This is a genomic window from Brevundimonas kwangchunensis (assembly GCF_039523815.1).
Classification (GTDB): domain Bacteria; phylum Pseudomonadota; class Alphaproteobacteria; order Caulobacterales; family Caulobacteraceae; genus Brevundimonas; species Brevundimonas kwangchunensis.
This window is the reverse complement of record NZ_BAAAGA010000006.1, coordinates 166,216-190,314: the sequence shown is the minus strand read 5'-3', so window position 1 is coordinate 190,314 and position 24,099 is coordinate 166,216. Positions and strand designations below refer to the sequence as shown.

Genomic DNA, 24,099 nt, shown 5'->3' with positions numbered 1-24,099 from the left:
CAGCCCGGTAGCTCGTCAGGCTCATAACCTGAAGGTCGCAGGTTCAAATCCTGCTCCCGCACCCAAATCACCCCCGTACCGAAAGGTCCGGGGGTTTTTGCTGTTCGCAATCCTGACTTACCGCGAGTTCATTCGTCTGCCCCAATCCAGCCGCAATCCGCTACAAATGTAGCGCTACAAAGGTAGCGAAGCGGAGCGGTAATGATCGAGGGACTGCCCAGGCGGGAACGGGAGGTGTTCGAGGCGCTGTGTCGGCTCGGCCAGGCGTCGAACAGCGATGTTCGCGCTGCGCTTTCGGATCCGTTGAGCGACTCCGCTGTCCGGACGCTGCTGGCAAGGCTCGAGGCCAAGGACCTCGTGACCCGCACGGCAGGCGAGGGCGGGGTGGTCTATGCCCCCGCGCCGCGTCCGGAGACGATCGCCACGGGCGCCTTGCGCCGGACCGTCGACACCTTCTTCGCCGGCAACGCCGTCAGCGCCGCTACCGCCCTGCTGGGCATGGGGCAGAAGTTGAAGCCCGAGGATCTGGCCGCCCTGCAGCGCCTGATCGACGATGCGAAGGAGGGGCAGTGATGCTGGCCGTTCTCCTGTCGTTGCTCGTGAAATCGTCCGTTATCGCCGGGCTTGGGCTGGGCCTCGCGTCATTGCCGATGCTGCGCAATCCGGTGGACCGCGTCGATATCCTGCGGGCCTCCGTGGTCCTGCTGATCGCCCTCCCGATCCTGTCGGCCTTGATCCCGACGCTGACCTTGCGTCTCCTGCCGGCTGTTCCTGCTCCGGATGCGGCCGACGCCGTGCTCTGGGGCGCGGCGGTACAGGGTGTCGCCATCCGCGCCGCAGAGGCGACAGTCTCCTTGCCGCCGCTGACCGCCTTCGTGGCCATGGTCTGGATGGCGGGTGTCGCCCTGGTCGCCGTGCCTTTCGTGGCAGGCGTCCTGACCCTGCACCGCTGGACCCGCGAGGCCCGTCCCGTGACCTCCGCGCTCTGGACCGGGCCGATGAGCCAGGTGTCCGAAGCGCGCCGGCCCGAGCTGAAGGTCAGCGATCGCATCGGCTCACCGGTCAGTTGGGGCCTGCCGCCCGGCGCCATCCTGCTGGATCCGGCGTCGCTGGCTCGGCCCGAGGCGGCCCGTGCGGTGATGGCTCACGAGCTGGCCCACCTGCGTCGCCGGGACTGGCTGTTCCTGATCCTGTCGCGCGGCGCCGTGGCCCTGTTCTGGTTCAACCCGCTGGTCTGGTGGCTGCACGTCAGTCTGGTCGCCCGCTCGGAGGACGCAGCAGACGCCGCTGTGCTGACCGAGGTCGAACCGGCCGTCTACGCCCGCACACTCGTTTCTCTCGCCGGAGAGGCAGGCCATCCGGCCGCCACAGGTCTGTCCGGTCCCGCCCGTTCTCTCGCCCGAAGGATCACCCGCATCATGAAGACCCAAGGTCCCGCCACCTCGCGCCCCGCGCTGATCGCCGCCACCCTGATCGGCCTGACCGCTGTCGCCACGCCGCTGGCGGCGCTGGAGCTGGCGCCGCGCCTGTGCGATCCGGTCGCCACACTGGCCGTCCCGCCTGCGCCGCCTGCGCCGCCCGCGCCCCCGGCTCCTCCGGCTCCGCCAGCCTTCTCTGCGCTGCCCGCCATGTTGGCTCTGCAGGTTCCCCCGGCTCCGCCCGCGCCTCCGGCCCCGCCCGCGCCGCCGGCTTCGGTGCGCCAGGTCAGCTTCGGCGATGGCCGTGTGGTCGCGTGGGAGGATCTGGATCCGGAAACTCGCCGCGAGATCGAACAGGCGAGGGCGGACGCCGAGCAGGCCCGGGTCCACGCCGAGGCCATGCGCGCCAATGCAGCGGTCCATCGTCGTCAGGCTCTCGCTGACGCCAGCGCAGCCCGCGCGCAGGCTGCGGTGCACCGGCAGGAAGCTCTGGCCCATGCCCGGGAAGCTCGCGCCACGGCAGAGACCCATCGCACGGCGGCGCTGGCGCAAGCTCGCGTGGCGCGCAGCCAGGCCGATCAGGCGCGCACCGAGGCGCGCCGTCAGATGGCGCTGGCTCGTACCCAGATGGCTGGCGGCGCCGATCAGATGGACGCCGGCGCCCGCCAGATGCGCGAGGAGGCCGTCCGCCTTCGCGATCCGGCTTATCGCGCCCGCAAGATCGAGGAAAATCGCGCGCGGGGCCACGAAGTGACCGACGACCATCTACAGGCGCTGTCACGCACCCTGCCGCAGCGCGCCGACGAACTGGAGCAACGGGCGCGGGAGCTCCGCGAGCGGTCGCGCAACACGCTCTGAGCTTTCGGGTCTCAAAGAGAAACGCCCCGCCGATGACCGGCGAGGCGTTTTGTTATCCGCGAAGGGCGTCCCAGGCGCGAACGGCGTCGGCGTCGCGGGCGCTGAGGTCCGGGTAGGCCGGGTCGGAGCCGACGTCCGGGACACGCCGCCACGAGCGGGCGCATTTGGGATGGTCCGCCGGCGAGACGACGACAGTGATGGCGTCGCCGCCGGTCTTCAGGTCCACTCCGGACGTGCGGAACACCTCGGCGGCATCCAGTCCGTCAAGCGGAGCGAAGGCCGAGGCCGGGCCGGTGACGACGGGCCAGGCGTCGAGCGCGCCGCCGATGATCTTGTCGCGTCGGGCGGCCTCGAGGGCTTCGTTGACGACCTCCAGCACCGACTGCACGCCAGCCCAGCGGCGAGCTTCGGCGTCGTGTCGCCAACTGTCCGGCGTGTGCGGGATTACGCGGGCGCAGTTGGAGCCGCCCTCGGGGAAGCGAGTCGTCCAAGCCTCTTCCATGGTGAAGGGGGTGAGCGGCGACAGCCAGGCGGTCAGGCGGGCGAAGACCTCGTCCATCACGGTGCGGGCGGCGCGGCGACGGATCGCGTCGGGCCGGTCGCAGTAGAGGCTGTCCTTGCGGATGTCGAAGTAGAGGGCCGACAGGTCGTTGGAGCAGAACTCCAGCACCGGGCGGACGACGTCCTGGAAGCGATACTCGGCGTAGGCCTTGCGGACCTGACCGTCGAGCTCCCACAGGCGGTGCAGGATGAATTGCTCCAGTGGTGGCATCTCGCCTCGGTCGAGGCGTTCGGCTTCGTCGAAGTCGGCAAGCGCGCCCAGCAGGTAGCGCACGGTGTTGCGCAGCTTGCGATAGGCCTCGACCGTGGTCTGCAGGATCTGCTTCCCGATCCGCTGGTCCTCGGCATAGTCCACCAGAGCGACCCACAGGCGCAGGATGTCGGCGCCCGACTCCTTGATGACGGTGGCCGGGTCGGTCGTGTTGCCCAGCGACTTGGACATCTTGCGACCCTGCTCGTCCTGGGTGAAGCCGTGGGTCAGGACGGCATCATAGGGGGCGCGGCCGCGGGTGCCGGAGCCTTCGAGCAGGTTGGACTGGAACCAGCCGCGGTGCTGGTCCGAGCCTTCCAGATACAGGTCCGCGGGCCAGTGCGATGGGCGGTCGCCGGTATAGCCGTGAGCCGGATCGCGGGCTTCCAGCGTGAAGGCGTGGGTGCAGCCGCTGTCGAACCAGACGTCGAGGATGTCCTCGATCTTCTCGAAGCGCGAGGCGTCGTGCTGCCCCAGGAACTCGGCGTCCGAGGTCTCGAACCAGGCGTCGGCGCCGCCGGCGGAGACAGCCGCGAGGATGCGGGCGTCGACCTCGGCGTCGACCAGCGGCTGGCCGGTCTGCTTGTCGACGAACATGGCGAGGGGCGTGCCCCAGGCGCGCTGGCGGCTGATCAGCCAGTCGGGGCGGCTCTCGACCATCGAGCGGATGCGGTTCTTGCCGCCTGCCGGGTGGAAGGCGGTGGCGTCGATGGCGGCCAGCGCCTTCTCGCGAAGGGTCTCGTCGTCCTTCAGCGGCTGGTCCATGCGGATGAACCACTGCGGGGTGTTGCGGAAGATGACGGGGGCCTTGGAGCGCCAGCTGTGCGGGTAGGAGTGCTCCAGCCGGCCCCGGGCCAGCAGGGCGCCGGTCTCGATCAGCTTTTCGGTGACGACCTTGTTGGCCGGGCCGAACTTGCCGATCTTGTCCTTCTTGCCCTCGGTCTCGATGACCTTGAGGCCAGCGAACAGTGGGACGTGTTCGTAGTAGGCGCCGTCCGGATCGACCGTGTCCGGCACCTCGTGATGGCCGTGGGCCTTCCAGACCTCGAAGTCATCCGCGCCGTGTCCGGGGGCGGTGTGGACGAAGCCGGTGCCAGCGTCGTCGGTGACGTGGTCGCCGGCCAGCAGCGGCACGGAGAAGCCGTAGCCGGGCGACAGCGGCGCCAGCGGGTGGGCGCACTCGAGGCCGGACGGGTTCAGGTCGTCGATGCGCGTCCAGGTCGCGATCTTCGCGGCCTTGAAGACCTCCTCTGCCAGCTTGTCGGCGACGATCAGGCGGTCGCCGGCCTTGGCCCAGGGCTCGAACTCGAGGCCTTCCTCCATCGCCGTGACCTCGTAGAGGCCATAGGCGATCTCCGGGCCGTAGCTGATGGCGCGGTTGGCCGGGATGGTCCACGGCGTGGTGGTCCAGATGACGATCGACGGATTGGCGTGACGGAAAGCCAGCAGGTCGTCCGGATGGTCGTCCGTGGCGCCGGTGACGGGGAACTTGACCCAGACCATCGGGCTGACTTGGTCGTGGTACTCGATCTCGGCGTCGGCCAAGGCGGTGCGCTCGACCGGCGACCACATCACCGGCTTGGAGCCGCGGTAGAGCTGGCCCGAGTTCTTGAACTTGTGGAACTCGGCGACGATGGCCGCCTCGGTCGTGAAGTCCATAGTGGCGTAGCGGTTGTCGAAGTCGCCGACGATGCCGAGGCGCTTGAACTGCTCGCGCTGCACGTCGATCCAGCCGGCGGCGTATTCGCGGCAGGCGGCGCGGAACTCGGCCTTGGAGACCTCGTCCTTGCGGCGGCCCCTGGCGCGGAACTGTTCCTCGATCTTCCACTCGATCGGCAGGCCGTGGCAGTCCCAGCCGGGGACGTAATCGACGTCGTGGCCCAGCAGGAAGCGGCTGCGGACGACGAAGTCCTTCAGCGTCTTGTTCAGGGCGTGGCCGATGTGGATGTCGCCGTTGGCGTAGGGCGGGCCGTCGTGCAGGACGTAGAGGGGTGCGCCCTCGGCCTGACGCTGCTTGCGCAGGGCGGCGTAGAGGTCGCCCCACTGCTCGAGGATCACCGGCTCCTTCTGCGGTAGGCCGCCACGCATGGGGAAGGCCGTCTCGGGCAGGAAGACGGTTTCGCGGTAGTCGCGGCCAGCAGGCGTGTCTTCAGCGGAATTGGGGGCGTCAGCCATGTCGTCGGTCTCGTCGTGTGTGATCGTTCGCGTCTGTCTCGATCCCGGCGAGCGCGGGGGCGGCCCCTGCGGCGCTACGCCGGGCGGCTAATCGAAATCGGGCGAAACACGCGGACGGTCATGGTGCTGGCGGTCTAGCAGACCGGACGGGGCGGACGCCAGCCTGCGCGGTCTAGTGGCCGCTGTTTCCCTTGGGGGCGACAGCTTGCGGGTTCTCGCAGGAGATCACCTGCTTCGGCACATCGCCGTTCATGTGAGAAACCCAGCACTCGTCGAAGACCGAGCAGTAGCAGGCGGTAGCCTGAGCCCTGAACCGCGAGCGTTCGACATTGTCCCAGGCTGCCAGTTCGGCCTCGGCGCCCTGCCGTGGCCACCGCATTATGGGACGCTCGTCTCCCGCCGACAGGACGGCGGGAGCCAGTGGGGCGTTCTGAAGAGGAAGACGAGGCAGGTCGGGCCCTGCGGCCAGCGCGTAGTCCGACCAGGTGTCGTAGGTCTTGCCGTCGACCTCAAGTCGAGCCCACGCGACGCGAGCAGGGCCGGTGCCGACGTTCCTGACCTCGAAGTGGAGCACCTTCTCACCATCGGCGTTGTTGCCATGGGTGTACTGAAGGATCGGCGTCGACTGGGCGCGGACGAGGCGCTGGTTCTGCTCGACCAGCCCTTCCATCGTGTGGCCGGTGTGCAGGGCGACGTAGAGGGAGCCGAACGAGACGATCAGCACGGCCACGGCCATGGCGACGTCGAACCATCTGCGGGCCTTGCCGTGATGCTCGACGACGTGGTGTGGCGCTTCAGGCGGCTCGATCATCCCATCCCCCGATGTGTGGTCGGGGAGCATTCTGGCGAGCAGAGCGGGGCTTCAAAGCGGTTTGCGACGAACCGCGTCTATGCTGCGGCGAGCACCTTTCGGGCCGCGACGGAGTCGGCGTCGATCTGGACTTTGAGGGCGTCCAGACCGTCGAAGGCCATTTCTCCGCGCAGGAAAGCGACCAGTTCGGTCTTGATCGTCTGGCCGTAGAGATCGCCCGAGAAGTCGAGCAGCCAGACCTCCAGCAGCGGATCGTCGGTCGGATACATCGGCCGGACGCCGAGGTTGGCGACGCCGTCGATGATGCGGCCATCCGGCAGGCGCGTGCGCGTCGCATAGACCCCGTAGGCCGGGCGCATGTAGTCGCCCATGGCGACATTGGCCGTCGGCACGCCGATGGTGCGGCCGCGCTTGTCGCCATGGATCACCTCGCCGGCGATGGCGAAGGGGCGGCCGAGGATGGCGGCGGCGCGCTTCATGTCGCCGGCTTTCAAGGCCTCGCGCACGGCCGATGAGGACAGCTTCAGCCCGTCGGCGTCATCGATCCGCTCGACGACCGAGACGGTGAAGCCGGCGCTCTCACCATAGGCTCGCAGAGCTTCGGGAGAGCCGGTGCGGCCCTTGCCGAAGGTGAAGTCGAAGCCGACAGCGGCGTGTCTGATGCCCAGACCGGCGCCCAGCACGTCGCTGGCGAACTGTTCGTCTGTCATACCCGCCATCTCGCCGTCGAAGGGCAGGAGGTAGAGGCGGTCGACGCCGAGCCCCCCAAGCGCGCAGGCCATCTGGTCGGGCGTCATCAGGCGGAAAGGCGCCGCATCTGGCTGGAACCAGCGGCGCGGGTGCGGATCAAAGCTGACCACGGCCAAAGGGACGCCCAGCCTGTGGGCGGCCTCGCGTGCGCCTGCGATGACGGCCTGATGTCCGCGGTGGACGCCGTCAAAGGCGCCGATGGCGACCGCCGCGCCCTTCAGCGCGTCCGGCAGGCCGCGCCAGTCGCGGACGAGCTGGATCAACGGGCCGACGGCTTGCGGCGGCGCGGGACGCGCACGGTGGCGATGCCGTCCATGATCAGCTTGCCGTCGACGAAGCCCTCGCAGTTCAGCTCGACCCGGGCGCTCTCCGCGTCGACCGAGACGACCGTGACGCGGATGGTGACCACGTCGTCGATGCGGACTGGCAGATGGAACTGCAGTTGCTGCGAAATATAGATGGCGCCGGCGCCGGGCAGGATGGTGCCGACGACGGCCGAACCGAATGAGGCCGAGAGCAGGCCATGGGCGATGCGGCCGCGATAGGCGGTCTTCGACGCGAAGGCCTCATCCATGTGTACGGGATTGAAGTCGTCAGACGCCTCTGCGAACAGCTGGATCCGCTGTTCGGTCGCCGTGATGACCTTCTCGGCGGTCATGCCGACGTGGAGTTCCTCCAGGATGTAGCCGCCGGAGGGATGCTTATCGACCAATTCAACCATGACGGCGGTGTTACATCCGGTGCGACGGAATGACCATCCTCACCAGGCGAGATCGAGCGTGGCGTAGCGGGCATATGTCGTTTCCGCCTTCAGCAGATCGGCCGCGCGGGCGGGATCGATCCGGCCGTCTTCGCCGCGCGCCTTGTCGCCGTGGATGCCCTGGGCGATGAACAGGCAGTCGAGGTTCTGCCTGTTGGCGCCCAGCACGTCGGTGACGACGCCATCGCCGATGCAGAGCACGCGGGACCGGTCGACCGGCTTGCCCAGCAGGGCCTCCGCCTCCTTCAACGCCAGATCGTAGATCGGGCCGAACGGCTTGCCGGCCATGGTCACGCGACCGCCGAGGGTCTCGTACAGGTCGGCCAGCGAGCCGCCGCAATAGATCAGCTTGTCGCCGCGCTGAACCACCCGATCGGGGTTGGCGCAGATCAGCTCCAGATCGCGGGCAGCGCCTTCGGCCAGACGCTCGCGATAGTCCTCGGGCGTTTCGACATTGTCGTCCACCGGGCCGGTGACGGAGATGAAGGCGGCGTCGGCGGCGCCCTTGGCCACATCGAGCCCCAGCCCGTCGTACAGAGGCCAGTCGCGATCCGGTCCGATGATCCAGGCCGGCCCCGGCGCACGTTTGGCCAGTTCGGCGCGGGTCGCGTCGCCCGAGGTCACAAAGGCGCGCCAGCTCTCGCGGGGCACGTTCAGGCCGTCCAGTTGCGCCACCACATCATGCGACGGGCGCGGCGAGTTGGAGATCAGGACTACATGACCGGCCTCGCGGTTGAAACGGGCCAGCGCCTCGCAGGCGTCCGGCCAGCTTTCGCGTCCGTTGTGGATCACGCCCCAGACGTCGCAGAGCAGGATATCGTAATCCCCGGCGATCTCGCCGAGGCCGGGAAGGGCGAGGGGGAGGGTCATACCCGGGAGATAGCGGGTTCGGCGCCCGGATTGAAGGACTAGCCGAACCGGCGCTTCTGTTCAGCGCTGCGCAGCGTAGAGCGCAGGAAGTCGGCGGGCGGGTCGGTTTCGGCCAGCACGTCTTCCTTGATGGCGCGGGGCTCGCCGAACAGGTGGCCCTGGCCCATCGAAACGTCGAGTTCGAGGATATCGACGATCTGGCGCTCGGTCTCGCACTTCTCGGCGATCAGCTCGATGCCGTAGCGGCGCGTCAGGCCGGCGAAGTCGGCGGCGGAGATGTCGCGCAGCGATGGCAGGGCCGAGGCGCCGTCCATGTCGAGCAGTTGTTCGATCAGCAGGTCGGCCGAGACCTTGATGAACTTGACGTCCGAACGCTGCAGGTCGGCGAAGTCGAGATCCAGCGTCTGAACCTTGTCGATCGAGAAGCGGAAGCCGAGGTCGGCCAGCTTGGCCATGTTGCGGGCCTCGACAGCGCCGCGGGCGTCGAAGGTGGCCTGTCCCAGCTCGAAGATCAGGGCCTGGTTCAGGTCGCGGTTCTCGGAAAGGAAGTCGAGGAACTGCGGGAAGAAGGTCTCGTCGCCCAGCGAGGTCAGGGCGACGTTGCAGAAGACGCCGACCTTGCGATCCTGACGGGCCAGACGGCGCACGATCTGGGCGCAGCGGAACAGCAGCAGGTTGTCGATGGCCGGGACCAGACCCTCGCCCTCGGCGACGGACAGGTATTCGGCCGGCATCATCACCCGGTCGTCGGCGGCGCGCAGGCGGGTGAAGCTCTCGTAGAAGATGGTCCGGCGCTGGGGCAACGAGACGACCGGCTGCAGGTAGAGGTCGACGCGGTTCTCGGCCAGGGCTTCATGAATGGTGGCCAGCAGAACATTGGACTGCTGCTGATGACGGGCCTCGAAGGCGCTGGCGGGCGCCGGTCGCGCCATGCGCTCGTCGATCGACTCGCTCATCTGCTGGATCAAGGTTTCCAGCATCCGCACCTCGCCGGTCAGGGCCTCGGTCGAGGTGAGTGCGCCGCTCTCGATCGCCTGGGCCAGTTCGGTCAGGGCGCCTTGGGTCGACTCCATCGCATCGGCCAGCAGGCGGTGAGCCTCGCGGACCTGATCGATCTCCTTCTTGAGCGCGGCGCGCTGGGCGCGACCGACGAACATGGCGTGGGCGGCGGCCAGCAGCCCGGCCGTGCCGATGCCGGCCGCGACACCGCCACCGGCGCCGAGACCGGCGCGCCAGATGAAGGCGCCGGCGGTCATCGCCAGGAACAGGTAGCCGAAGAAGAGAAAGCCGTTGGTAAGGGCGCGCATGGAAACGGTTGAACCGCCTTCCCGGATGGAATCGCCCGAGTATCGGGGTATCAGGACAATACGAATAGGGTCTGCAAGCAGATTCCCCCAGCCATTCGAGGTTAATGCATGGAATTGTTCGATCTGACCGGGAAGGTCGCCATCATCACCGGCTCCTCGAAGGGCATCGGCAAGGCGATCGCCGAGCGGATGGCCGAGCACGGCGCCCGCGTGGTCATCTCGTCCCGCAAGGCCGGCCCTTGTGACGAGGTCGCCCAGGCGATCAATGCGAAATACGGCGAAGGTCGCGCCATCGCCGTCCCGGCCAACATCGCCTCGAAGGAAGAGCTGCAGCGTCTGGTCGACGAGACCAACGCCGCCTTCGGCCAGATCGACATCCTGGTCTGCAACGCCGCGTCCAACCCTTACGCCGGGCCGATGGGCGGCATCTCGGACGAGCAGTTCGAGAAAATCTTCCACAACAACGTGCTGGCCAACCACTGGCTGATCCAGATGGTCGCGCCGCAGATGGTCGAGCGGAAGGACGGCGCGATCCTGGTCATCTCGTCGGTCGGCGGACTGCGCGGCAACGCCCTGATCGGCGCCTACAACGTCTCCAAGGCGGCGGACATGCAGCTGGTGCGCAATCTGGCCGTGGAGTTCGGATCGTCGAACGTGCGGGTCAACTGCATCGCGCCGGGCCTCATCCAGACCGACTTCGCCCGCTACCTCTGGGAAAACGAGGAGGTGCTGAAGGTGACTGTCGAGCCGAACCCCATGAAGCGCATCGGCCAGCCGGACGAGATCGCCGGCACGGCCGTCTATCTATGCTCGAAGGCCGCGGCCTATGTGACCGGCCAGACCCTGGTCGTGGACGGCGGGCTGACGATTGCCTGGTGACGGCCACAAGGCGGGCTTCGTCCGCGACCTCGCCTGGCGGCTGGAGGCGGCGGCGTTCGCCGGGATGACAGCCTTCCTGCGCCTGCTGGGCGCAGAGGGCGCGTCGAACCTCGGCGGCTGGCTGCTGAAGACGCTGGGGCCGAGGACCGGCACGCACAAGACGGTGACGCGGAACATCCGCATCGCCTTTCCCGAGCTTTCAGCGACCGAGCGTGAGGCTCTGGCGCTCGACGCCTGGGAGCGTGTGGGCCGCACCTTCGCCGAGACGCCCGTCGCGGATCGGATCACGATCGACAATGGGCGGATCGAGGTCACCGGCATGGAACGCCTGCACGCCATCCGCGACAGCGGTAGGCCTGTGGTGTTCGTCTCGGGCCACATCGCCAATTTCGAACTGATGGCCGCGGTGATCCTGGCCTCTGGCGTGCCGTGCCAGATCACCTATCGGGCGGCCAACAATCCCTATGTCGATGAGCAGATCCGCACGGCGCGAGCGCGCTACGGCGTGAAGCTGTTCGCGCCCAAAGGGGGAGATGGCGCGCGGGAGCTGTTGGCCGGCATGCAGCGTGGCGAGTCCGTCGCCCTGATGAACGATCAGAAGTTCTCGGAGGGGCCAGAGGTGCAGTTCTTCGGACAGCCGGTGAACGCCGCGCCGGGGCCGAGCCGTCTGGCGCTGCGCTTCGGGACGGTGGTCGTGCCGATGTCGGTGGTGCGCCTGCCGGGCGTGCGCTTCCGCGTGACCGCGCATGAGCCGATCGAGCTGAAGCAGACGGGCGACCGCTCGGCCGACATCGCCGCGGGCGTTCAGGCGATCACGAGCTTCGTTGAGGATCGGGTGCGCGAGCATCCCGCAGACTGGTTCTGGGTCCACAAGCGGTGGCCCGACAAGGTCTATGCGGCGCTGGAGCCCTTGGAGTCGGCCTGATCGGTCGAGCGGCGGCGCGGACCCTTGTAGTCCTCGGCCTGCAGGCGACGACGGTCCGGGCCGAAATAGCCGTCGGTCTTCACGAACGGGCGCGGCTTGAAGATCACGGCCTGGATACGGCTGAGAATGGTCTTGGCCGTGATCGGCTTGACCACGAACTCGGTCACGCCGGCGTCGCGCGCGCCGTACACCCGGTTCTTCTCGGAGTGGCCGGTCATCATGATGATCGGCAGATAAGGATCGACGCTGTCCGGGCTGTTGCGCACCAGACGAGTGAACTCGATGCCGTCGATCGGGAACATGTTGAAATCGACGATGGCCAGATCGACCTGATGCTCGCGCAGCATCTTCAGCGCGGCGCCCCCGTCCGAGGCTTCCAGAACCTTGGCTATACCGGCCGATTGCAGGACTGCGGAGGTGATCGCCCGCATGTGCTGGTTGTCGTCGACCAGAAGGATCTGGAGGGCTGCGAGGGAGGCCATTGGGTAGGGTCGAAGTCCGGCTATCGAATCACGAAGGTAGGGGGGGACGGACGCGGCGTCCATCGAAGAAGTGCGACGAATTTTCGCGTAAACGGTTACTCTGTCAGGGTTTTCCGAAATACACGCTCAGGTTCGGACAAGCAGCGACGGATCGAGGTTGCGATCCCGCCATTTCATGCGCCAGCAAAGATGGGGGCCTGTCGCGCGGCCGGTCATGCCGACGCGGCCGATCAGGTCGCCGCGCATGAGGTCCTGCCCCTGACGCACGTCCAGCCGGGATTGATGCAGATAGGCCGTGATCAGGCCTTGTCCGTGATCGATCAGAACCAGCCCGCCCTCGAAATGCAGATTGGGCTGGGCGAGGACGACGCGGCCGGCGGCGGGCGCCCGGATGGGCGAGCCGGCGGGGACGGCGAGATCAATGCCGTAGTGCGGCCGGGCCGGCGTGCCGTTCAGGATGCGCTGGGCGCCCCAGCGGCTTGAAACACGGAAGTTCTCGACCGGCCAGACGAAGCCGTCGCGGAAGCCGTCACCGTCGATACGGCTGGCGAAGCCCTCGGTCTTCAACGCGACCTCGTGCTGGATGCGGGCCTGAAGGACCGGGTCAGCGGGGACCTCGACCGTGGACGGCGGCAGGCCGTCGATGCGCGACATCGGGAAGGTCCCCGGCGCGATCTCGAGCGTACGCCAGGCCGAGCGACGGCCGTCCTGCACGCGGATCTCGACACTGCCAGGCGCCTCGCGATCTAGGCCGACGATGAACAGACCGGCGGCCGAGGCGGTGGTCAGACCTTCGCCGTCGACGAAGACGAGGGCGCGCGGCCAGGTCCGGCCGATGATGTGGCCGCCCTGGACGAAGCGGCCGGACAGGTCGAGGTCGCCTTCGGACTGCGCGCGAGCCCGGCCGGCGGCGAGGAAGGCGCCCGCGCCGAGCAGCAGGGCGCGGCGGTCGGCGATCACGGCTGCTGGGCCAGTCGCTGGAAGGCCTCGGCGGGACCGGCGTAGGCCTCCTGCAGACTGGACGACCAGTAGCGCAGGGTCTCCAGCGGGATCGGCTTTCCGGTGACGGCGCAGGTGACGAAACGGCCGGGCTTCAGGACAGCGTACTCGCCGTCGCCATAGTGAAGGGCGGCCTGTTCGGGAGCTTCAGTAACCATGGCGCGAGCCTAGCGTGGCGACGTGCGGGCCGCCACGGGTTTCCCGCGTCAGAAGAGGTTCCCCTGATCCGGGGCGGCGGGCTTTGGACGGGGCGGAGGGGTGGGCTTCGGCTTCGGCGCAGGCGGCGGTGCGCCCTCGCCGTCGATCCGGGCGCCCTTCGAGCCGTCGGCGAAGACCAGCCGGACGGCCTGCCCGTCATGCAGGGCGGCGGCCGAGGCGATCATGGCGCCGTCCTCGTTCTCAATGCGGGCGAAGCCGGGCTTGGGTCGCTTCGGATCCAGCGTGGCCAGCGCGCGCGACAGGGCGGCGAGGCGGGTCTGGTCGCGATCCAGCTGACGCGGCAGGGTCGGGGAGAAGCGCGCGGCGACGGCCGACAGCCGATCCTGACGACGCTCCAGCGATCGATCCAGCAGGCCGCGTGACAGGCGGGCCGAGAGGGCGGCGTATTGGCGCTCGTGTACGGCGACATTCCGGTGCAGGGCCGAGCCCAGCTTGCTGCCGGCGAGGTCGAGGCGTTGCTGGGGCAATGCCAGCAGGTCCTCCGGACGCGCGGGCAGGCCACGCGCAGCTGCGCGCAGACGGGTGCGGCGGTCCTCGAGGATGCGGCCGCCGGCGCGGGCGAGGCGGCGCGCGTAGTCGGCGACGGCGTACTGCAGGTCCGCCAGCACCGGTGTGGCGATCTCGGCGGCGCCGGTCGGCGTCGGCGCGCGGCGGTCCGAGACGAAGTCGATCAGGGTGGTGTCGGTCTCGTGCCCGACGGCCGAGATGATCGGGATGGTAGCGGCGGAGACCGTGCGAGCCAGCCCCTCGTCGTTGAAGCACCAGAGGTCCTCGACCGAGCCGCCGCCGCGCGCGACGATCAGCAGGTCGGGGCGGGGGATCGGCCCGCCGGCCGACAGGGCATCAAAGCCCCGAATGGCGTTGGACACCTGCCCCGAGGCGGCCTCGCCCTGCACGATCACCGGCCAGACGATGACGCGGCACGGCCAGCGCTCGGCGATGCGGTGCAGGATGTCCCGGATCACCGCGCCGGTGGGGCTGGTGATCACGCCGATGGTCGCCGGGAAGGTCGGGATCGGTTTCTTGCGTGAGGGCTCGAACAGGCCCTCGCCCGCCAGCTTGCCTTTGAGACGCTCCAGTTGGGCCAGCAGTGCCCCTGCGCCGGCGGCCTCCATCGTCTCGATGACGATCTGATATGAGGACCGGGCGGGGTAGCTGGTGATCTTCCCGGTGACGATGACCTCAAGACCGCTCTCGGGGCGGACGCCGAGGCCGCGGACAGAGCCCTTCCAGACCACGCCGTCGATGGCGGACTTGTCGTCCTTCAGCGTCAGATAGACGTGGCCCGAGGCGTGGTGGTTCACCTTCGAGATCTCACCGCGCAGCCGGACATGGCCGAAGCGATCCTCGAGCGTCCGCTTCAGGGCGAAGGACAGCTCGGTGATCGACAGTGGCGGGTTGTTGTCCCGTGGCGGGGGCGGCGCTTCGGCCGGTCCTTCGAAGACGTAGTCATCGCTCATGGGGCCAGCTTAGAGCCTGATCGGTCGAAGTGGAATCGCTTCGCGATTCCGCTGAGGCCGTGAATCAGGCTCTCGCATAATGCTGGACCGAAATCTGAGCCCAGTTGGACTGCGCCCAACTGAACCGATTTCGGTCTGGCCGCAGATCAGAAACGCGTCACGAGGCCGAGGCTGATCACACGCCCGCGCGGATCGGCGGCGACCGGATCGTAGCCGAGCGCGAACTGGGCCAGCGGCGGATCGGAATCGCCAACGTTGATCACCCCGACCGACAGCTCCAGCGCGTCGGACAGGGCGCGGGCGTAGCGCAGATCGACGGTGGTCCAGGCGTCGATGGAGGGGTCCGTGATGCCGCTGCGGTCGTTGCGATAGCTGTCGGTGTGATGGACGGTCGCCGCGAAGGTGTCTGTCGCGCCAGTCCACGCCAAGGAGAACTCGCCCCGATTGCGGGGCAGGGAGCGGCCCAAGGTGTTCAGATTGGTCGAGCCGACACCCGAGGTCGCCGCCGCGCCGCGTGACAGGCCGATGTCGTAGCGGTCGACATAGGTCCACGCCGCCTCGGCGGTCAGGCGGCCCTCGAACAGGTCGCGGTCGTAGCGGGCGGACAGGTCGACTCCCTCGGTCTGGATCGACGAGGCGTTGACGAAGCGCAGGTCCACGAAGGTCAGGGCGCCGGAAGGCGCGCGGGTGACACGCTGCTGGGCCGGCGTGCCGGTGCGGCCCGCGAGATCATCGGCGGCGGCCTGATCGATGATCGCCTGCGCCGACTCCTTCACGATCAGGTTCGTGTAGTCGATCCGCCAGGCGTCGATCTGAAGCCGGAGGCCGGCGAAGGGCGTGAAGACGAGGCCGGCCGACAGGTTCTCCGACTCCTCCGGTTTCAGGTCCGGATCGCCGGTGGTCAGGGTGTTCACGAAGACGAAGGCGCCGCGGTCGAAGACCGAGGGCTGGGACGCCTGGGCGCCGGCCAGGGTGTAGACGGACGGGGCCCGGAAGCCTTCGCCCCAGGAGGCGCGCAGGACGAGGCTGTCGGTCAGGTCCCAGCGGGCGGCGAGGCGAGGGCTGAGTGCGCGCTCGCCGCCGTCATGGCCTTCCTCGCGCAGGGCGGCCTGCAGTTCGAATGTGTCGGCGACCTGAAGCCGGGCTTCGGCGAAGGCGGCCCAGACCTGCTGGTCGCCCGAGAAGTCGGGGGAGTAGCCGGCGGTCAGCAGTTCGCCCGCATTGACCAGTTCGCTCCAGTCGTGGCGGAAGCCGCTGTCGCGGTACTGGGCGCCGATGGCGGCATCGAGCGTGGTGCTCCCGCGCTCCCACAGCCGGCCGTCGCTCTCGATCTCGACGGTGGTCAGGGTCGAGGCCCCGCGCAGGCCGACCGAGCCGGTGAGACTGGCGATCAGGTCGGCGTCGTTGCGCGTGCCGGTACCGAGGTGGGCGCTGCCGAACGGGTTGAACCAGCGGCAGCCGCCGACGCCCGCCGTGCCTGTCGCCGGATTGCAGCCCGCGCCGCCGAAGCCGTTCAGGGCGTTCTGAAGCGCCGTGCCGATGGCGTCGGGCTTGTCGTAGGCGACGTGCTGGCGGCTGGAGGTCGCCGAGGCGCGCCAGTCCCAGCCATTGGCGAAGGTCCCCGACAGATCGCCCGCGATCCGCCAGGTGCGATAGTCGAACTCGGCCAGCGAAGCCCCGGCCTCGGCGCCCAGCGTCCGGCCGCGGAACAGCACCGCCTCGCCGAACGGGTTGTCCGGATGATTGACCGGCACGGTCAGGCTGCGGGCCAGGATGGGCAGGGACGGCGACTGGCGGGCGACGGTTTCTGTCGACGACCAGGCCGCCTGCAACCGCACATCGACCCCGCCAACGGTGCGGCGCCAGTCGGCGAACAGCTGGGTGCGGGTCTCTTCGGGCGAGAGGTCGAAGAAGTCGGAGTAGTCCAGCCGGCAGAAGGCATCGGTCGGGCTGTTGCGGAAGGCCTCGGTGAAGGCCGGATTGGTGCAGTCCGGGTCCGGCGAGAAGGCGTTGCGGCTGGGTCGGAAGTAGGAGCCCGGCTGGCCGTAGCTGGTGACGGCGGTCCAGGCGGCGCGACCATAGGTCCGGGCCTGGGTAAACTCCCGCTCACCCGAGCCGAGGACGGAGCGGTCCAGATGAGACGCGGCCAGCAGAAGCCGGCCGTCAAGCAGGTCCAGACCGCCCGCGGCCTCGATCAGGGTTTCGTCTGCGCCGTCGAGGATACTATGCGTGGCACGGATCTCGGGTCGGCCGATGTCGGTGCGGGTGACGAAGTTGACCACGCCCGCGACGGCGTCCGAGCCATACACAGCCGAAGCGCCATCCTTGAAGGCCTCGACCCGGTCCAGCGCGATCAGGGGGACGAGGCTGTTGATGTCGACAAAGGCGGAGCCGTCGGTCGCGACGACTGCGCTGGATGTCCAGCGCAAACCGTCAACCAGCACCAGCGTCGAGCCGAGGCCGAGGTTGCGCAAGTTCAGTTGGGCCGTGCCCGAGCTCTGGGGCTGGTTCAGTTGATCGACGCGGGCTTCCGAGCCCGAGTTCGAAGGCAGCATCTGCAGAATGGCCGCCGGGTCGGTCACGCCGGCCTGCTCCAGCGACTCGCGACCGAGCACATCGACCGGCGCAATGCGACCCGCGCCGTTCAGGCGGGAACCGGTGACCACGACCTGATCTAGCGTGTCGACCTGCTGCGCCATCGCCAGCGTCGGTGCGAGCGCCGCGGCGGTGGTCAGCAGAATGAAGCGGGCGGGCGGAATCGAACGAAGGCTCATCCGCGCGCCTATAGCGCTGCCGTGGCGGGCGCGACAGTTCGTCGTCAGACCGGTGATCGGGGAACGCGGGCTGAAAGCGGTCGTTGGTTCCGCATGGCCGCCGATCCTCCCGACACCGATCCCGCCGACAGGGACCCGCGCGAGCGGGGACTGGAGCGTCGCAGCAATGCGCCGGCGGTGAGCCCGTGGCTGCTGATCGGCTGCATCCTGCTGCTGGGCGCCGTGATCTACGTCGTTTCGGCGCTTTTCTAGACACGAAGAAGGACACCTCATGCTTCGCAACACCCTGATGATCTCGCTTGCCGCCTCTGGTCTGCTGGCCGTCGCCGCCTGCTCGGACAACACCGATGACGACGTGGTCCAGCCGCCGGTGGCCGGCGCGGCCGCGGAGCCGGTGAGCGAGCAGCGCGCGGAGACGGCGCAGACCTCGGCGGCCCTGGCCTTCGGCATGACCCGGCAGCAACTGGAAGACGCAGATCTGATGTCGGCCCAGATGACCGATCTCGGGGATGTGGACACGCTGGTGCTCGACGCCAGCGGGCAACTGACCCACGTCGTGATCGAGCTGGAAGGTCCCGGCGACCGCAAGGTGGCGCTGCCGATCGCGGATGTCAGCTCCGTTGCGCGCGGCAATGGCGACATCAAGGATCTGAGCACCACCCTGACCGCGTCCGAACTGGCGGCAATGCCGCAGTGGACGCGGGAATCCGCCGCCCGTTAACCCTCGGTGTCTTGACCCGCCCGGTTCAGGCCTGCATTGCGCGAGCATGAACATCCTGCTGGTCGGATCGGGTGGGCGCGAGCACGCCCTGGCGTGGAAGATCGCGCAATCGCCGCTGCTGAAGCGGCTGGTCATCGCGCCGGGCAATCCGGGCATGGAGAAGCTGGGCGAGCTGGCGCCGATCAAGGCGACGGACGTCGACCAACTGGCCGCTCTCGCGCGTGAGATGAAGGCGGACCTGGTCGTCGTCGGCCCGGAAAGCGCGCTGGAAAAGGGCCTCGCCGACCGGCTGGCCGCCGCAGGCATTCCCTGCTTCGGCCCGACCGCGAAAGCGGCGCAACTGGAAACCTCCAAGGCCTTCTCCAAGGCCTTCATGGAGAGGCACGAAATCCCGACCGCCGGCTTCGGCGTCTATGAGCGGCTGCACGACGCGCGTCAGGCGCTGTCGGTGTTCAGGCCGCCGTATGTGATCAAGGCCGACGGTCTGGCTGCGGGCAAGGGCGTGGTCATCGTCGAGAACGCGCGTCAGGCCGAGACCGAGATCGAGTGGATGCTGGGCGGCCGTTTCGGTCAGGCCGGCGCTCGCGTCGTCATCGAAGAGTTCATGGACGGCGAGGAAGGCTCGCTGTTCGCCCTGTGCGATGGCAAGACGGCCGTTCTGCTGGGCGGGGCTCAAGACCACAAGCGCGCCTATGATGGCGATCTCGGCCCCAACACCGGGGGTATGGGCAGTTATTCGCCGGCTCCGGTCTTCACGCCCGAGCTGGTCGAGGCCGCCGAGCGTCTTGTGGTCAAGCCGGTGGTCGAGGGCATGGCCGCCGAGGGCGCGCCCTACCGCGGCGTCCTGTACGCCGGGCTGATGGCCACCAGCGAAGGCCCCAAGGTCGTCGAGTTCAACGCCCGCTTCGGCGATCCGGAATGCCAGGTGCTGATGATGCGTCTGGGCGGCGACATCGTGCCGATGCTGCTGGCCTGCGCGCGTGGCGACCTGAGCCGTGCGACCATGCCCGAGTTCCGCAACGAGACGGTGATCTGCGTGGTCATGGCCGCGCAGGGCTATCCCGACAGTCCGGTGGAGGGCTCGATCATCCGCGGCGCCGAGCAGGACTTCGGGCCGGATGTGCAGGTCTTCCACGCCGGCACCAAGCGCCGCAACGATGGTCAGCTGGTCGCCGCCGGCGGCCGGGTGCTGAACATCTGCGCGCGCGGCAAGGATATCGCCGAGGCCCGCGACCGCGCCTATGCCGCCATCCGCAAGATCGACTGGCCGGGCGGCTTCTGCCGCACCGACATCGGCTGGCGGGCGCTGGAGCGGGAACAGGCGTAGGCCAAAGCCGCCGAAGCTTTAACCTAGGCCCAGGCGAACAGCAGGCGGCCTTCGCCCATGCGCTCGCGCAGGCGGGGCAGGTCGGTGTGGGCGACCGAGAAGCAGCCGTAGGAGCGACCCAGCTTGCCTTCGCGGGCGAGGAAGTCCGGGTCGGCGTAGTCCGCGCCGTGGACGATGATGGCGCGCTCGCGGGCCAGGTTGTTGGTGTATTCCAGCCCGTCCAGCAGGACGTTCGGGCCCTGTTGCGAACCCCAGCCCGCGCCGGCGGTGGCATAGGCGCCGACCGAGGACTTGTAGCTGTCCGGCACGTTCGAGAAGCTGCGGGCGTAGCCGGAGTGATCCGGATCCGAGCCGCGGCCGTGGCTGGTGCGGATCAGGACGATCTCGCCGCCTTCGAGGTCGACCTCGTACAGGCGCTCGTCGCCGGAGAATTTGGTGAAGTCGACCAGATACATGCGGTCGCGCTTGGTGATCTTGTGGCTGTGGATGTCGAGCGCGGCAAGGGCGCGCTCCATCAGTTCGGGACGCACCTGACCGCGCGGATCGAGCACGCGGGTGGAGTTCAGGTGGGCGGTGATCGCCTCGGGCTCGATCGGCTGCGCGACGGTGATGTGCGGGGGCTGAGTCGCCGCCTGCTGGCCGATCGGGGCGAAGGTCGCCGTCGGCCGCGTGGCTGCGGTCGAAGCGCAGCCCGAGAGCAGGGCGGCGCCGCCCAGGATGAATCCGCGTCTGGCAAGCCGCATGCGACGCCCCTCGCATGTTTCACAGGAAGTGACGGGTTGTTTCAAAAGCCGGAGGGCATGGCAACCTGCGCCTTGGCGGATGTCCGACAACCGCTATGGTGATGCCCGGGTTTCGAGGAGGGTTTCGTGAAGTCGATCACAGCGATGCTGGCGGCGGTTGCCGCATGTGTGGCCACAAGCGTTGCGGCGCAAACGCCCGCGGTAACGTCGGATTCTCCCGATACGGGAACGACGTTCGTGCAAGTGGGGCGACTTCTTGCCGACCCGTCGAACGGCGTTGTGCAGCGCGATAAAACTCTTGTGATCCGCGGGAACCAGGTTGCGGAAATCCGCGACGGCTTCGTCGGCGAGGGTGAAATCGTCGATCTGCGCACCGCCTTCGTCCTGCCCGGACTGATCGACAGCCACGTCCATCTGACCGGCGAGCAGAACCCGAACTCGCGTCTGGAAGGCGTAACAGAGTCCAATGCGGATCAGGCCTTCACCGGTGCACGGTTCGCCCGGCGCACCCTGATGGCGGGCTTTACCACGGTGGCGGATCTGGGAGCCACGAACGAGTCGATCTTCGCCCTGCGCGACGCGGTGCGCCGCGGCGACGTGCCGGGGCCGCGGATCATCGCCTCGGGCGAGGCCGTGTCGATCCACGGCGGACATGGCGACGTGAACGGCTATCGCGACGACATCATGCACCTGTTCACCGGCGAGAGCATCTGCTCGGGTCCGGAGGACTGCATGCGGGCCGTGCGGCTGCAGGTGCGGGCCGGCGCCGATATCATCAAGATCACGGCCACGGGCGGCGTGCTGTCCAACACCGCCGCTGGTCTGGGCCAGCAGTTCTCGGACGCCGAGCTCGCGGCCATCGTCGATGCGGCGCACCGCATGGGGCGTCAGGTGACCGCCCACGCCCACGGCGCTGACGGGATCAACAGCTTCCTGCGCGCGGGCGGGGACTCGATCGAGCACGGCACCTATCTGGACGCCGAGTCGATCCGGCTGATGCGCCGCGACGGCGTCTATCTGGTGCCGACCCTGATGGCCGGGGACTTCGTCGCCCGCATCGCCTCCGGCCCGAACAATTTCTTCACTCCGGCCCAGACGACCAAGGCGCTGGAGGCCGGGCCGAAGATGCTGGACATGGCGCGGCGGGCGCATGAGGGCGGCGTGCGCATCGCCTTCGGCACCGACAGCGGCGTTTCGGCCCACGGGGACAATGCCGGAGAGTTCGCCCTGCTGGTCCGCGCCGGCCTGACCCCTCTGGAGGCGATCCAGACCGCTACGGTCAATGCGGCGGCGCACCTGAAAATTTCGGGCGAGGCCGGAAAGATCGCGGTCGGGATGCCGGCGGATCTGATCGCCGTCGGCGGCGACCCGCTGAACGACGTGACCGAACTGGAGCGGGTGCGGTTCGTGATGCGGGGCGGAGAGGTTTTCAGGAGCGAGTGAAGTTCCTCCCCCTTGGGGGAGTGGGACCATCCGAAGGATGGTGGAGGGGCGTCAGAGCGAGCGCGTTGCCGCTGCCCCTCCACCGCTTCGCGGTTCCCCTCCCCCGAGGGGGGAGGGACGCGCCAGCATCTCCGCAAACCCCGCCTCGTCCTCGAACGTGGCCTTCACGGGCCAGCTGACCACCTTCGCACGCCATTCCGGCGGCAGGCGCGACCAGTCCTTTTCGGTGGTGACCAGTTTCGCGCCGAACAGCTCCGCGCGGTCGGCGAGAAAGCGCAGGTCGGCCTCGCGGTAGGGCGCGTGGTCGGGGAAGGGGGCGAAGTCGGCCAGTTCGGCGCCGGCCGCCTTCAGCGAGCGCTCGACCTTCCAGGGCTTGGCGATGCCCGCGAAGCCGACGATGGGGCCGGCCGGCGGTGGGCCGGCGGGCTCGAGCCGGGCGATAAAGACGGGCAGGGCGCCGAAGGTCTCGACCAGCTCCGGATCGGGTGCTGCGAGGTCGGATGGCATCAGGATGACGACGGCGTCGGCGCGGGCGAGGCCGGACTTCAGCGGCTCGCGCATGGGGCCGGACGGAAAGACCGAGCCGTCGCCGAAGGGCCATTCGCCGTCGCGGGTCTCACCATCGACGACGATCAGGCCAAGCGTCTTCTTCAGCGCCGGGTTCTGGTGGCCGTCGTCCAGCACCAGCGCCTGCGCGCCATCAGCGGCGGCGGCTCTGGCCCCGGCGACGCGGTCGCGGGCGATCCAGGCGGGGCTGTCCAGCGCCAGCATCAGGGGCTCGTCCCCGACCTCGGCGGCGGTGTGAGTGTTCAGATCAACCCGGACCGGTCCCTGAAGGCTGCCGCCATACCCCCGCGACAGGGCGTGGGCGTCGACGCCGGAGGCGCGAAGCAGGCGCAGGACCTCGCGGGCGATGGGCGTCTTGCCTGAGCCGCCGACGGTCAGATTGCCGATGGAGACGACCGAAACGCCGGGATCGACGGGCACGGCGCGGGCGATGCGATTGGCGGTGACGCCGGCCCAGATCCACGAGGCGGGCTTGAGTAGCATGCGGGCCATGGCGGCCGACTTGCGGTCGCGCTGGTACCACCACTGCGGCGTGGTCAGGCTCATCGACGGCCTCGCGGCGGCGCGGGCGGCAGCAGCGGGTGCAGGACCTCCAGCAGGCGGTCGAGACCCGAGCCGGCCTCGGCTGCTGCGCGGCGGGCGCGTTCGCCCATGGCCTTTGCAGCCTTGGGATCGTCCAGCAGGGGAGCGACGACGGCGGGCAGGTCCCACGGCGCCTCGACGATAGCGAGGCCGCCAGCCTGAACCAGATGTTCGGTGACCGCCGCCCAGTTGGTCATGTCGGGGCCGGTGACCGCGGGCTTGCCGAGGCGGGCGGGCTCCAGCGGATTGTGGCCGCCGACCGGAGGCTTCTCCAGCGCGGCGGAGAAACTGCCGCCCATGACGACGACATCGGCCACGCGCAGGAACAGCCCCATCTCGCCGAGGGTGTCGGCGACATAGAGGTCGGTGTCGCGATCCAGCTCGCGCCCTTCCGAGCGCAGGGCGAAGCGATAGCCGTCGCGCGTCAGGGCCGCGGCGATGGCCGGGCTGCGGTCCGGATGGCGGGGGACGAGGATCAGGCAGAGCCGGTCAGATAGCTTGTCCATCGCGCGGACGATGGCGATCTCCTCGCCGTCGTGGGTGCTGGCGGCCACGACCACGGCACGGTCGCCGATGGCGGCGCTGAGGCGGGTGAAGGCGGCCGGGTCGTGCGGCGGAGCGTCGCCGGCCAGCTTCAGGTTCACATGGCCGTCGATGCGGGCGCCGAGGCTTTCGAGGCGAACGCCGGACAGGTGATCCTGCGGCAGGACGCGGTCGAAGGCGGCGAGGATGCGCCGCGCCGCGCCGGGGAAGCGTCGCCAGCCGTCGGCGGTCTTCTGGGTAATCCGGGCGCTGGCCAGCACCAGCTTCACACCGCGCGCCTTCGCTGCAAGGATCAGGTTTGGCCACAGCTCGCTCTCGACGAAGACGGCGGCGGTCGGCCGCCAGTGATCGAGGAAGGCGGCGACAGCGCCGGGTGCATCGACCGGGGCGTACTGGTGGATGACGCCCGACGGCAGGCGGCGACACAACAGGGTCGCCGAGGTCACGGTGCCTGAGGTGACCAGCACGGTCAGGTCTGGCCGGGCCTTCCGCAGCCGTTCCACGACGGGCAGCAGTGACAGGCTCTCGCCGACGCTGACGCCGTGCAGCCAGATCAGGTCGCCATCGGGACGAGGGATGCGGGTGACGCCGAGGCGTTCGTCGACGCGGACCGGGTCTTCCTTGCCCTTGCGCGCGCGGGCGTCGAGCAGGCGCGGGGCCAGCGGCTCCAGCATG

At 68.8% G+C, this 24,099-nt stretch carries 21 protein-coding genes and 2 pseudogenes; 8 read left to right on the top strand and 15 right to left on the bottom strand.

The window, feature by feature from the left end:
• The first annotated feature begins 201 nt into the window (after positions 1–201).
• Entirely contained in the window at positions 202–573 is a 372-nt protein-coding gene (locus ABDZ95_RS13420) for a BlaI/MecI/CopY family transcriptional regulator (RefSeq protein ID WP_343794462.1), read from the top strand.
• Positions 573–2,276 carry a M56 family metallopeptidase gene (locus ABDZ95_RS13415; RefSeq protein ID WP_343794461.1) on the top strand — a complete coding sequence of 568 codons (1,704 nt, stop codon included), beginning with the start codon at positions 573–575 and terminating at the stop codon, positions 2,274–2,276. The genes ABDZ95_RS13420 and ABDZ95_RS13415 overlap by 1 nt, the downstream gene beginning before the upstream one ends.
• Before the next feature lie 52 nt (positions 2,277–2,328).
• On the opposite strand, the pseudogene ABDZ95_RS15355 reads toward ABDZ95_RS13415, so the two are convergent.
• From ABDZ95_RS15355 to tipF, 7 genes and pseudogenes are all read right to left on the bottom strand, one after another.
• Positions 2,329–2,448: pseudogene (locus tag ABDZ95_RS15355) on the bottom strand (hypothetical protein); the annotation flags it as partial.
• 50 nt (positions 2,449–2,498) lie between these two features.
• Positions 2,499–5,262: pseudogene (gene ileS / locus ABDZ95_RS13410) on the bottom strand (isoleucine--tRNA ligase); the annotation flags it as partial.
• Between the two features lie 172 nt (positions 5,263–5,434).
• A complete protein-coding gene (locus ABDZ95_RS13405) occupies positions 5,435–6,073 on the bottom strand; it encodes a hypothetical protein (protein WP_343794459.1) in 639 nt (212 codons plus the stop codon).
• 77 nt (positions 6,074–6,150) lie between these two features.
• Positions 6,151–7,083, bottom strand: a complete 933-nt coding sequence (locus ABDZ95_RS13400; RefSeq protein ID WP_425542998.1) for a bifunctional riboflavin kinase/FAD synthetase — start codon at positions 7,081–7,083, stop codon at positions 6,151–6,153.
• Positions 7,083–7,544, bottom strand: a complete 462-nt coding sequence (locus ABDZ95_RS13395; RefSeq protein ID WP_425542995.1) for a MaoC family dehydratase — start codon at positions 7,542–7,544, stop codon at positions 7,083–7,085. Before ABDZ95_RS13395 ends, ABDZ95_RS13400 begins: the two co-directional genes overlap by 1 nt.
• A gap of 39 nt (positions 7,545–7,583) precedes the next feature.
• Entirely contained in the window at positions 7,584–8,453 is an 870-nt protein-coding gene (locus tag ABDZ95_RS13390; RefSeq protein WP_343794457.1) for a TIGR01459 family HAD-type hydrolase, read from the bottom strand.
• A gap of 38 nt (positions 8,454–8,491) precedes the next feature.
• Positions 8,492–9,760 (bottom strand): flagella assembly cyclic-di-GMP phosphodiesterase TipF, encoded by a 1,269-nt coding sequence (gene tipF, locus ABDZ95_RS13385; protein WP_343794456.1) that lies wholly within the window; start codon positions 9,758–9,760, stop codon positions 8,492–8,494.
• Positions 9,761–9,868: 108 nt separating this feature from the next.
• Between tipF and ABDZ95_RS13380 the strand changes: the two genes are divergently transcribed.
• A complete protein-coding gene (locus ABDZ95_RS13380) occupies positions 9,869–10,639 on the top strand; it encodes an SDR family NAD(P)-dependent oxidoreductase (protein ID WP_343794455.1) in 771 nt (256 codons plus the stop codon).
• 64 nt (positions 10,640–10,703) lie between these two features.
• Positions 10,704–11,564 (top strand): lysophospholipid acyltransferase family protein, encoded by an 861-nt coding sequence (locus tag ABDZ95_RS13375; protein ID WP_343794467.1) that lies wholly within the window; start codon positions 10,704–10,706, stop codon positions 11,562–11,564.
• On the opposite strand, the gene ABDZ95_RS13370 is transcribed toward ABDZ95_RS13375, so the two are convergent.
• The 5 genes from ABDZ95_RS13370 to ABDZ95_RS13350 all read right to left on the bottom strand — a co-directional run bounded on the left by ABDZ95_RS13370 (position 11,531) and on the right by ABDZ95_RS13350 (position 17,498).
• On the bottom strand, positions 11,531–12,046 hold the full coding sequence (locus ABDZ95_RS13370; RefSeq protein WP_343794454.1) for a response regulator: 516 nt from the start codon (positions 12,044–12,046) through the stop codon (positions 11,531–11,533). The genes ABDZ95_RS13375 and ABDZ95_RS13370 overlap by 34 nt on opposite strands.
• 126 nt (positions 12,047–12,172) lie before the next feature.
• A complete protein-coding gene (locus ABDZ95_RS13365) occupies positions 12,173–13,006 on the bottom strand; it encodes a M23 family metallopeptidase (protein WP_343794453.1) in 834 nt (277 codons plus the stop codon).
• Positions 13,003–13,203 carry a DUF2093 domain-containing protein gene (locus tag ABDZ95_RS13360; RefSeq protein WP_343794452.1) on the bottom strand — a complete coding sequence of 67 codons (201 nt, stop codon included), beginning with the start codon at positions 13,201–13,203 and terminating at the stop codon, positions 13,003–13,005. Before ABDZ95_RS13360 ends, ABDZ95_RS13365 begins: the two co-directional genes overlap by 4 nt.
• Before the next feature lie 48 nt (positions 13,204–13,251).
• The gene (gene xseA / locus ABDZ95_RS13355) at positions 13,252–14,724 is read right to left on the bottom strand and encodes an exodeoxyribonuclease VII large subunit (RefSeq protein WP_343794451.1); all 1,473 of its coding nucleotides are present in this window, start codon (positions 14,722–14,724) and stop codon (positions 13,252–13,254) included.
• Between the two features lie 146 nt (positions 14,725–14,870).
• Complete coding sequence (locus ABDZ95_RS13350) at positions 14,871–17,498, bottom strand: TonB-dependent receptor plug domain-containing protein (RefSeq protein ID WP_343794450.1); 2,628 nt, start codon at positions 17,496–17,498, stop codon at positions 14,871–14,873.
• 93 nt (positions 17,499–17,591) lie between these two features.
• On the opposite strand from ABDZ95_RS13350, the gene ABDZ95_RS13345 reads away from it, so the two are divergent.
• The 3 genes from ABDZ95_RS13345 to purD are packed head-to-tail and all read left to right on the top strand — an operon-like array spanning position 17,592 to position 19,546.
• Complete coding sequence (locus ABDZ95_RS13345; RefSeq protein ID WP_343794449.1) at positions 17,592–17,750, top strand: hypothetical protein; 159 nt, start codon at positions 17,592–17,594, stop codon at positions 17,748–17,750.
• A gap of 19 nt (positions 17,751–17,769) precedes the next feature.
• A complete protein-coding gene (locus ABDZ95_RS13340) occupies positions 17,770–18,219 on the top strand; it encodes a hypothetical protein (protein WP_343794448.1) in 450 nt (149 codons plus the stop codon).
• A 46-nt stretch (positions 18,220–18,265) separates the two neighbouring features.
• A complete protein-coding gene (gene purD, locus ABDZ95_RS13335) occupies positions 18,266–19,546 on the top strand; it encodes a phosphoribosylamine--glycine ligase (protein WP_343794447.1) in 1,281 nt (426 codons plus the stop codon).
• A gap of 23 nt (positions 19,547–19,569) precedes the next feature.
• Here the strand turns inward: purD and ABDZ95_RS13330 are convergent, their stop codons facing one another.
• The gene (locus tag ABDZ95_RS13330; protein ID WP_343794446.1) at positions 19,570–20,289 is read right to left on the bottom strand and encodes a murein L,D-transpeptidase catalytic domain-containing protein; all 720 of its coding nucleotides are present in this window, start codon (positions 20,287–20,289) and stop codon (positions 19,570–19,572) included.
• A 144-nt stretch (positions 20,290–20,433) separates the two neighbouring features.
• Between ABDZ95_RS13330 and ABDZ95_RS13325 the strand changes: the two genes are divergently transcribed.
• Positions 20,434–21,732, top strand: a complete 1,299-nt coding sequence (locus ABDZ95_RS13325) for a metal-dependent hydrolase family protein (protein ID WP_343794466.1) — start codon at positions 20,434–20,436, stop codon at positions 21,730–21,732.
• Between the two features lie 51 nt (positions 21,733–21,783).
• Here the strand turns inward: ABDZ95_RS13325 and lpxK are convergent, their stop codons facing one another.
• Entirely contained in the window at positions 21,784–22,845 is a 1,062-nt protein-coding gene (gene lpxK, locus ABDZ95_RS13320) for a tetraacyldisaccharide 4'-kinase (RefSeq protein WP_343794445.1), read from the bottom strand.
• Complete coding sequence (locus tag ABDZ95_RS13315) at positions 22,842–24,098, bottom strand: 3-deoxy-D-manno-octulosonic acid transferase (protein WP_425542997.1); 1,257 nt, start codon at positions 24,096–24,098, stop codon at positions 22,842–22,844. The genes lpxK and ABDZ95_RS13315 overlap by 4 nt, the downstream gene beginning before the upstream one ends.
• Between the last annotated feature and the right edge of the window lies 1 nt (position 24,099).

Bases quoted from the DNA above. Each gene is read 5' to 3' on its own strand.
- ABDZ95_RS13345 (WP_343794449.1), top strand. From the start codon at position 17,592: ATGGCCGCCGATCCTCCCGACACCGATCCCGCCGACAGGGACCCGCGC.
- ABDZ95_RS13370 (WP_343794454.1), bottom strand. From the start codon at position 12,046: ATGGCCTCCCTCGCAGCCCTCCAGATCCTTCTGGTCGACGACAACCAG.
- ABDZ95_RS13350 (WP_343794450.1), bottom strand. From the start codon at position 17,498: ATGAGCCTTCGTTCGATTCCGCCCGCCCGCTTCATTCTGCTGACCACC.
- ABDZ95_RS13405 (WP_343794459.1), bottom strand. From the start codon at position 6,073: ATGATCGAGCCGCCTGAAGCGCCACACCACGTCGTCGAGCATCACGGC.
- tipF (WP_343794456.1), bottom strand. From the start codon at position 9,760: ATGCGCGCCCTTACCAACGGCTTTCTCTTCTTCGGCTACCTGTTCCTG.
- lpxK (WP_343794445.1), bottom strand. From the start codon at position 22,845: ATGAGCCTGACCACGCCGCAGTGGTGGTACCAGCGCGACCGCAAGTCG.
- ABDZ95_RS13315 (WP_425542997.1), bottom strand. From the start codon at position 24,098: ATGCTGGAGCCGCTGGCCCCGCGCCTGCTCGACGCCCGCGCGCGCAAG.
- ABDZ95_RS13420 (WP_343794462.1), top strand. From the start codon at position 202: ATGATCGAGGGACTGCCCAGGCGGGAACGGGAGGTGTTCGAGGCGCTG.
- ABDZ95_RS13380 (WP_343794455.1), top strand. From the start codon at position 9,869: ATGGAATTGTTCGATCTGACCGGGAAGGTCGCCATCATCACCGGCTCC.
- ABDZ95_RS13395 (WP_425542995.1), bottom strand. From the start codon at position 7,544: ATGGTTGAATTGGTCGATAAGCATCCCTCCGGCGGCTACATCCTGGAG.
- ABDZ95_RS13340 (WP_343794448.1), top strand. From the start codon at position 17,770: ATGCTTCGCAACACCCTGATGATCTCGCTTGCCGCCTCTGGTCTGCTG.
- xseA (WP_343794451.1), bottom strand. From the start codon at position 14,724: ATGAGCGATGACTACGTCTTCGAAGGACCGGCCGAAGCGCCGCCCCCG.
- ABDZ95_RS13325 (WP_343794466.1), top strand. From the start codon at position 20,434: ATGCTGGCGGCGGTTGCCGCATGTGTGGCCACAAGCGTTGCGGCGCAA.
- ABDZ95_RS13330 (WP_343794446.1), bottom strand. From the start codon at position 20,289: ATGCGGCTTGCCAGACGCGGATTCATCCTGGGCGGCGCCGCCCTGCTC.
- ABDZ95_RS13360 (WP_343794452.1), bottom strand. From the start codon at position 13,203: ATGGTTACTGAAGCTCCCGAACAGGCCGCCCTTCACTATGGCGACGGC.
- ABDZ95_RS13375 (WP_343794467.1), top strand. From the start codon at position 10,704: ATGACAGCCTTCCTGCGCCTGCTGGGCGCAGAGGGCGCGTCGAACCTC.
- ABDZ95_RS13390 (WP_343794457.1), bottom strand. From the start codon at position 8,453: ATGACCCTCCCCCTCGCCCTTCCCGGCCTCGGCGAGATCGCCGGGGAT.
- ABDZ95_RS13415 (WP_343794461.1), top strand. From the start codon at position 573: ATGCTGGCCGTTCTCCTGTCGTTGCTCGTGAAATCGTCCGTTATCGCC.
- purD (WP_343794447.1), top strand. From the start codon at position 18,266: ATGAACATCCTGCTGGTCGGATCGGGTGGGCGCGAGCACGCCCTGGCG.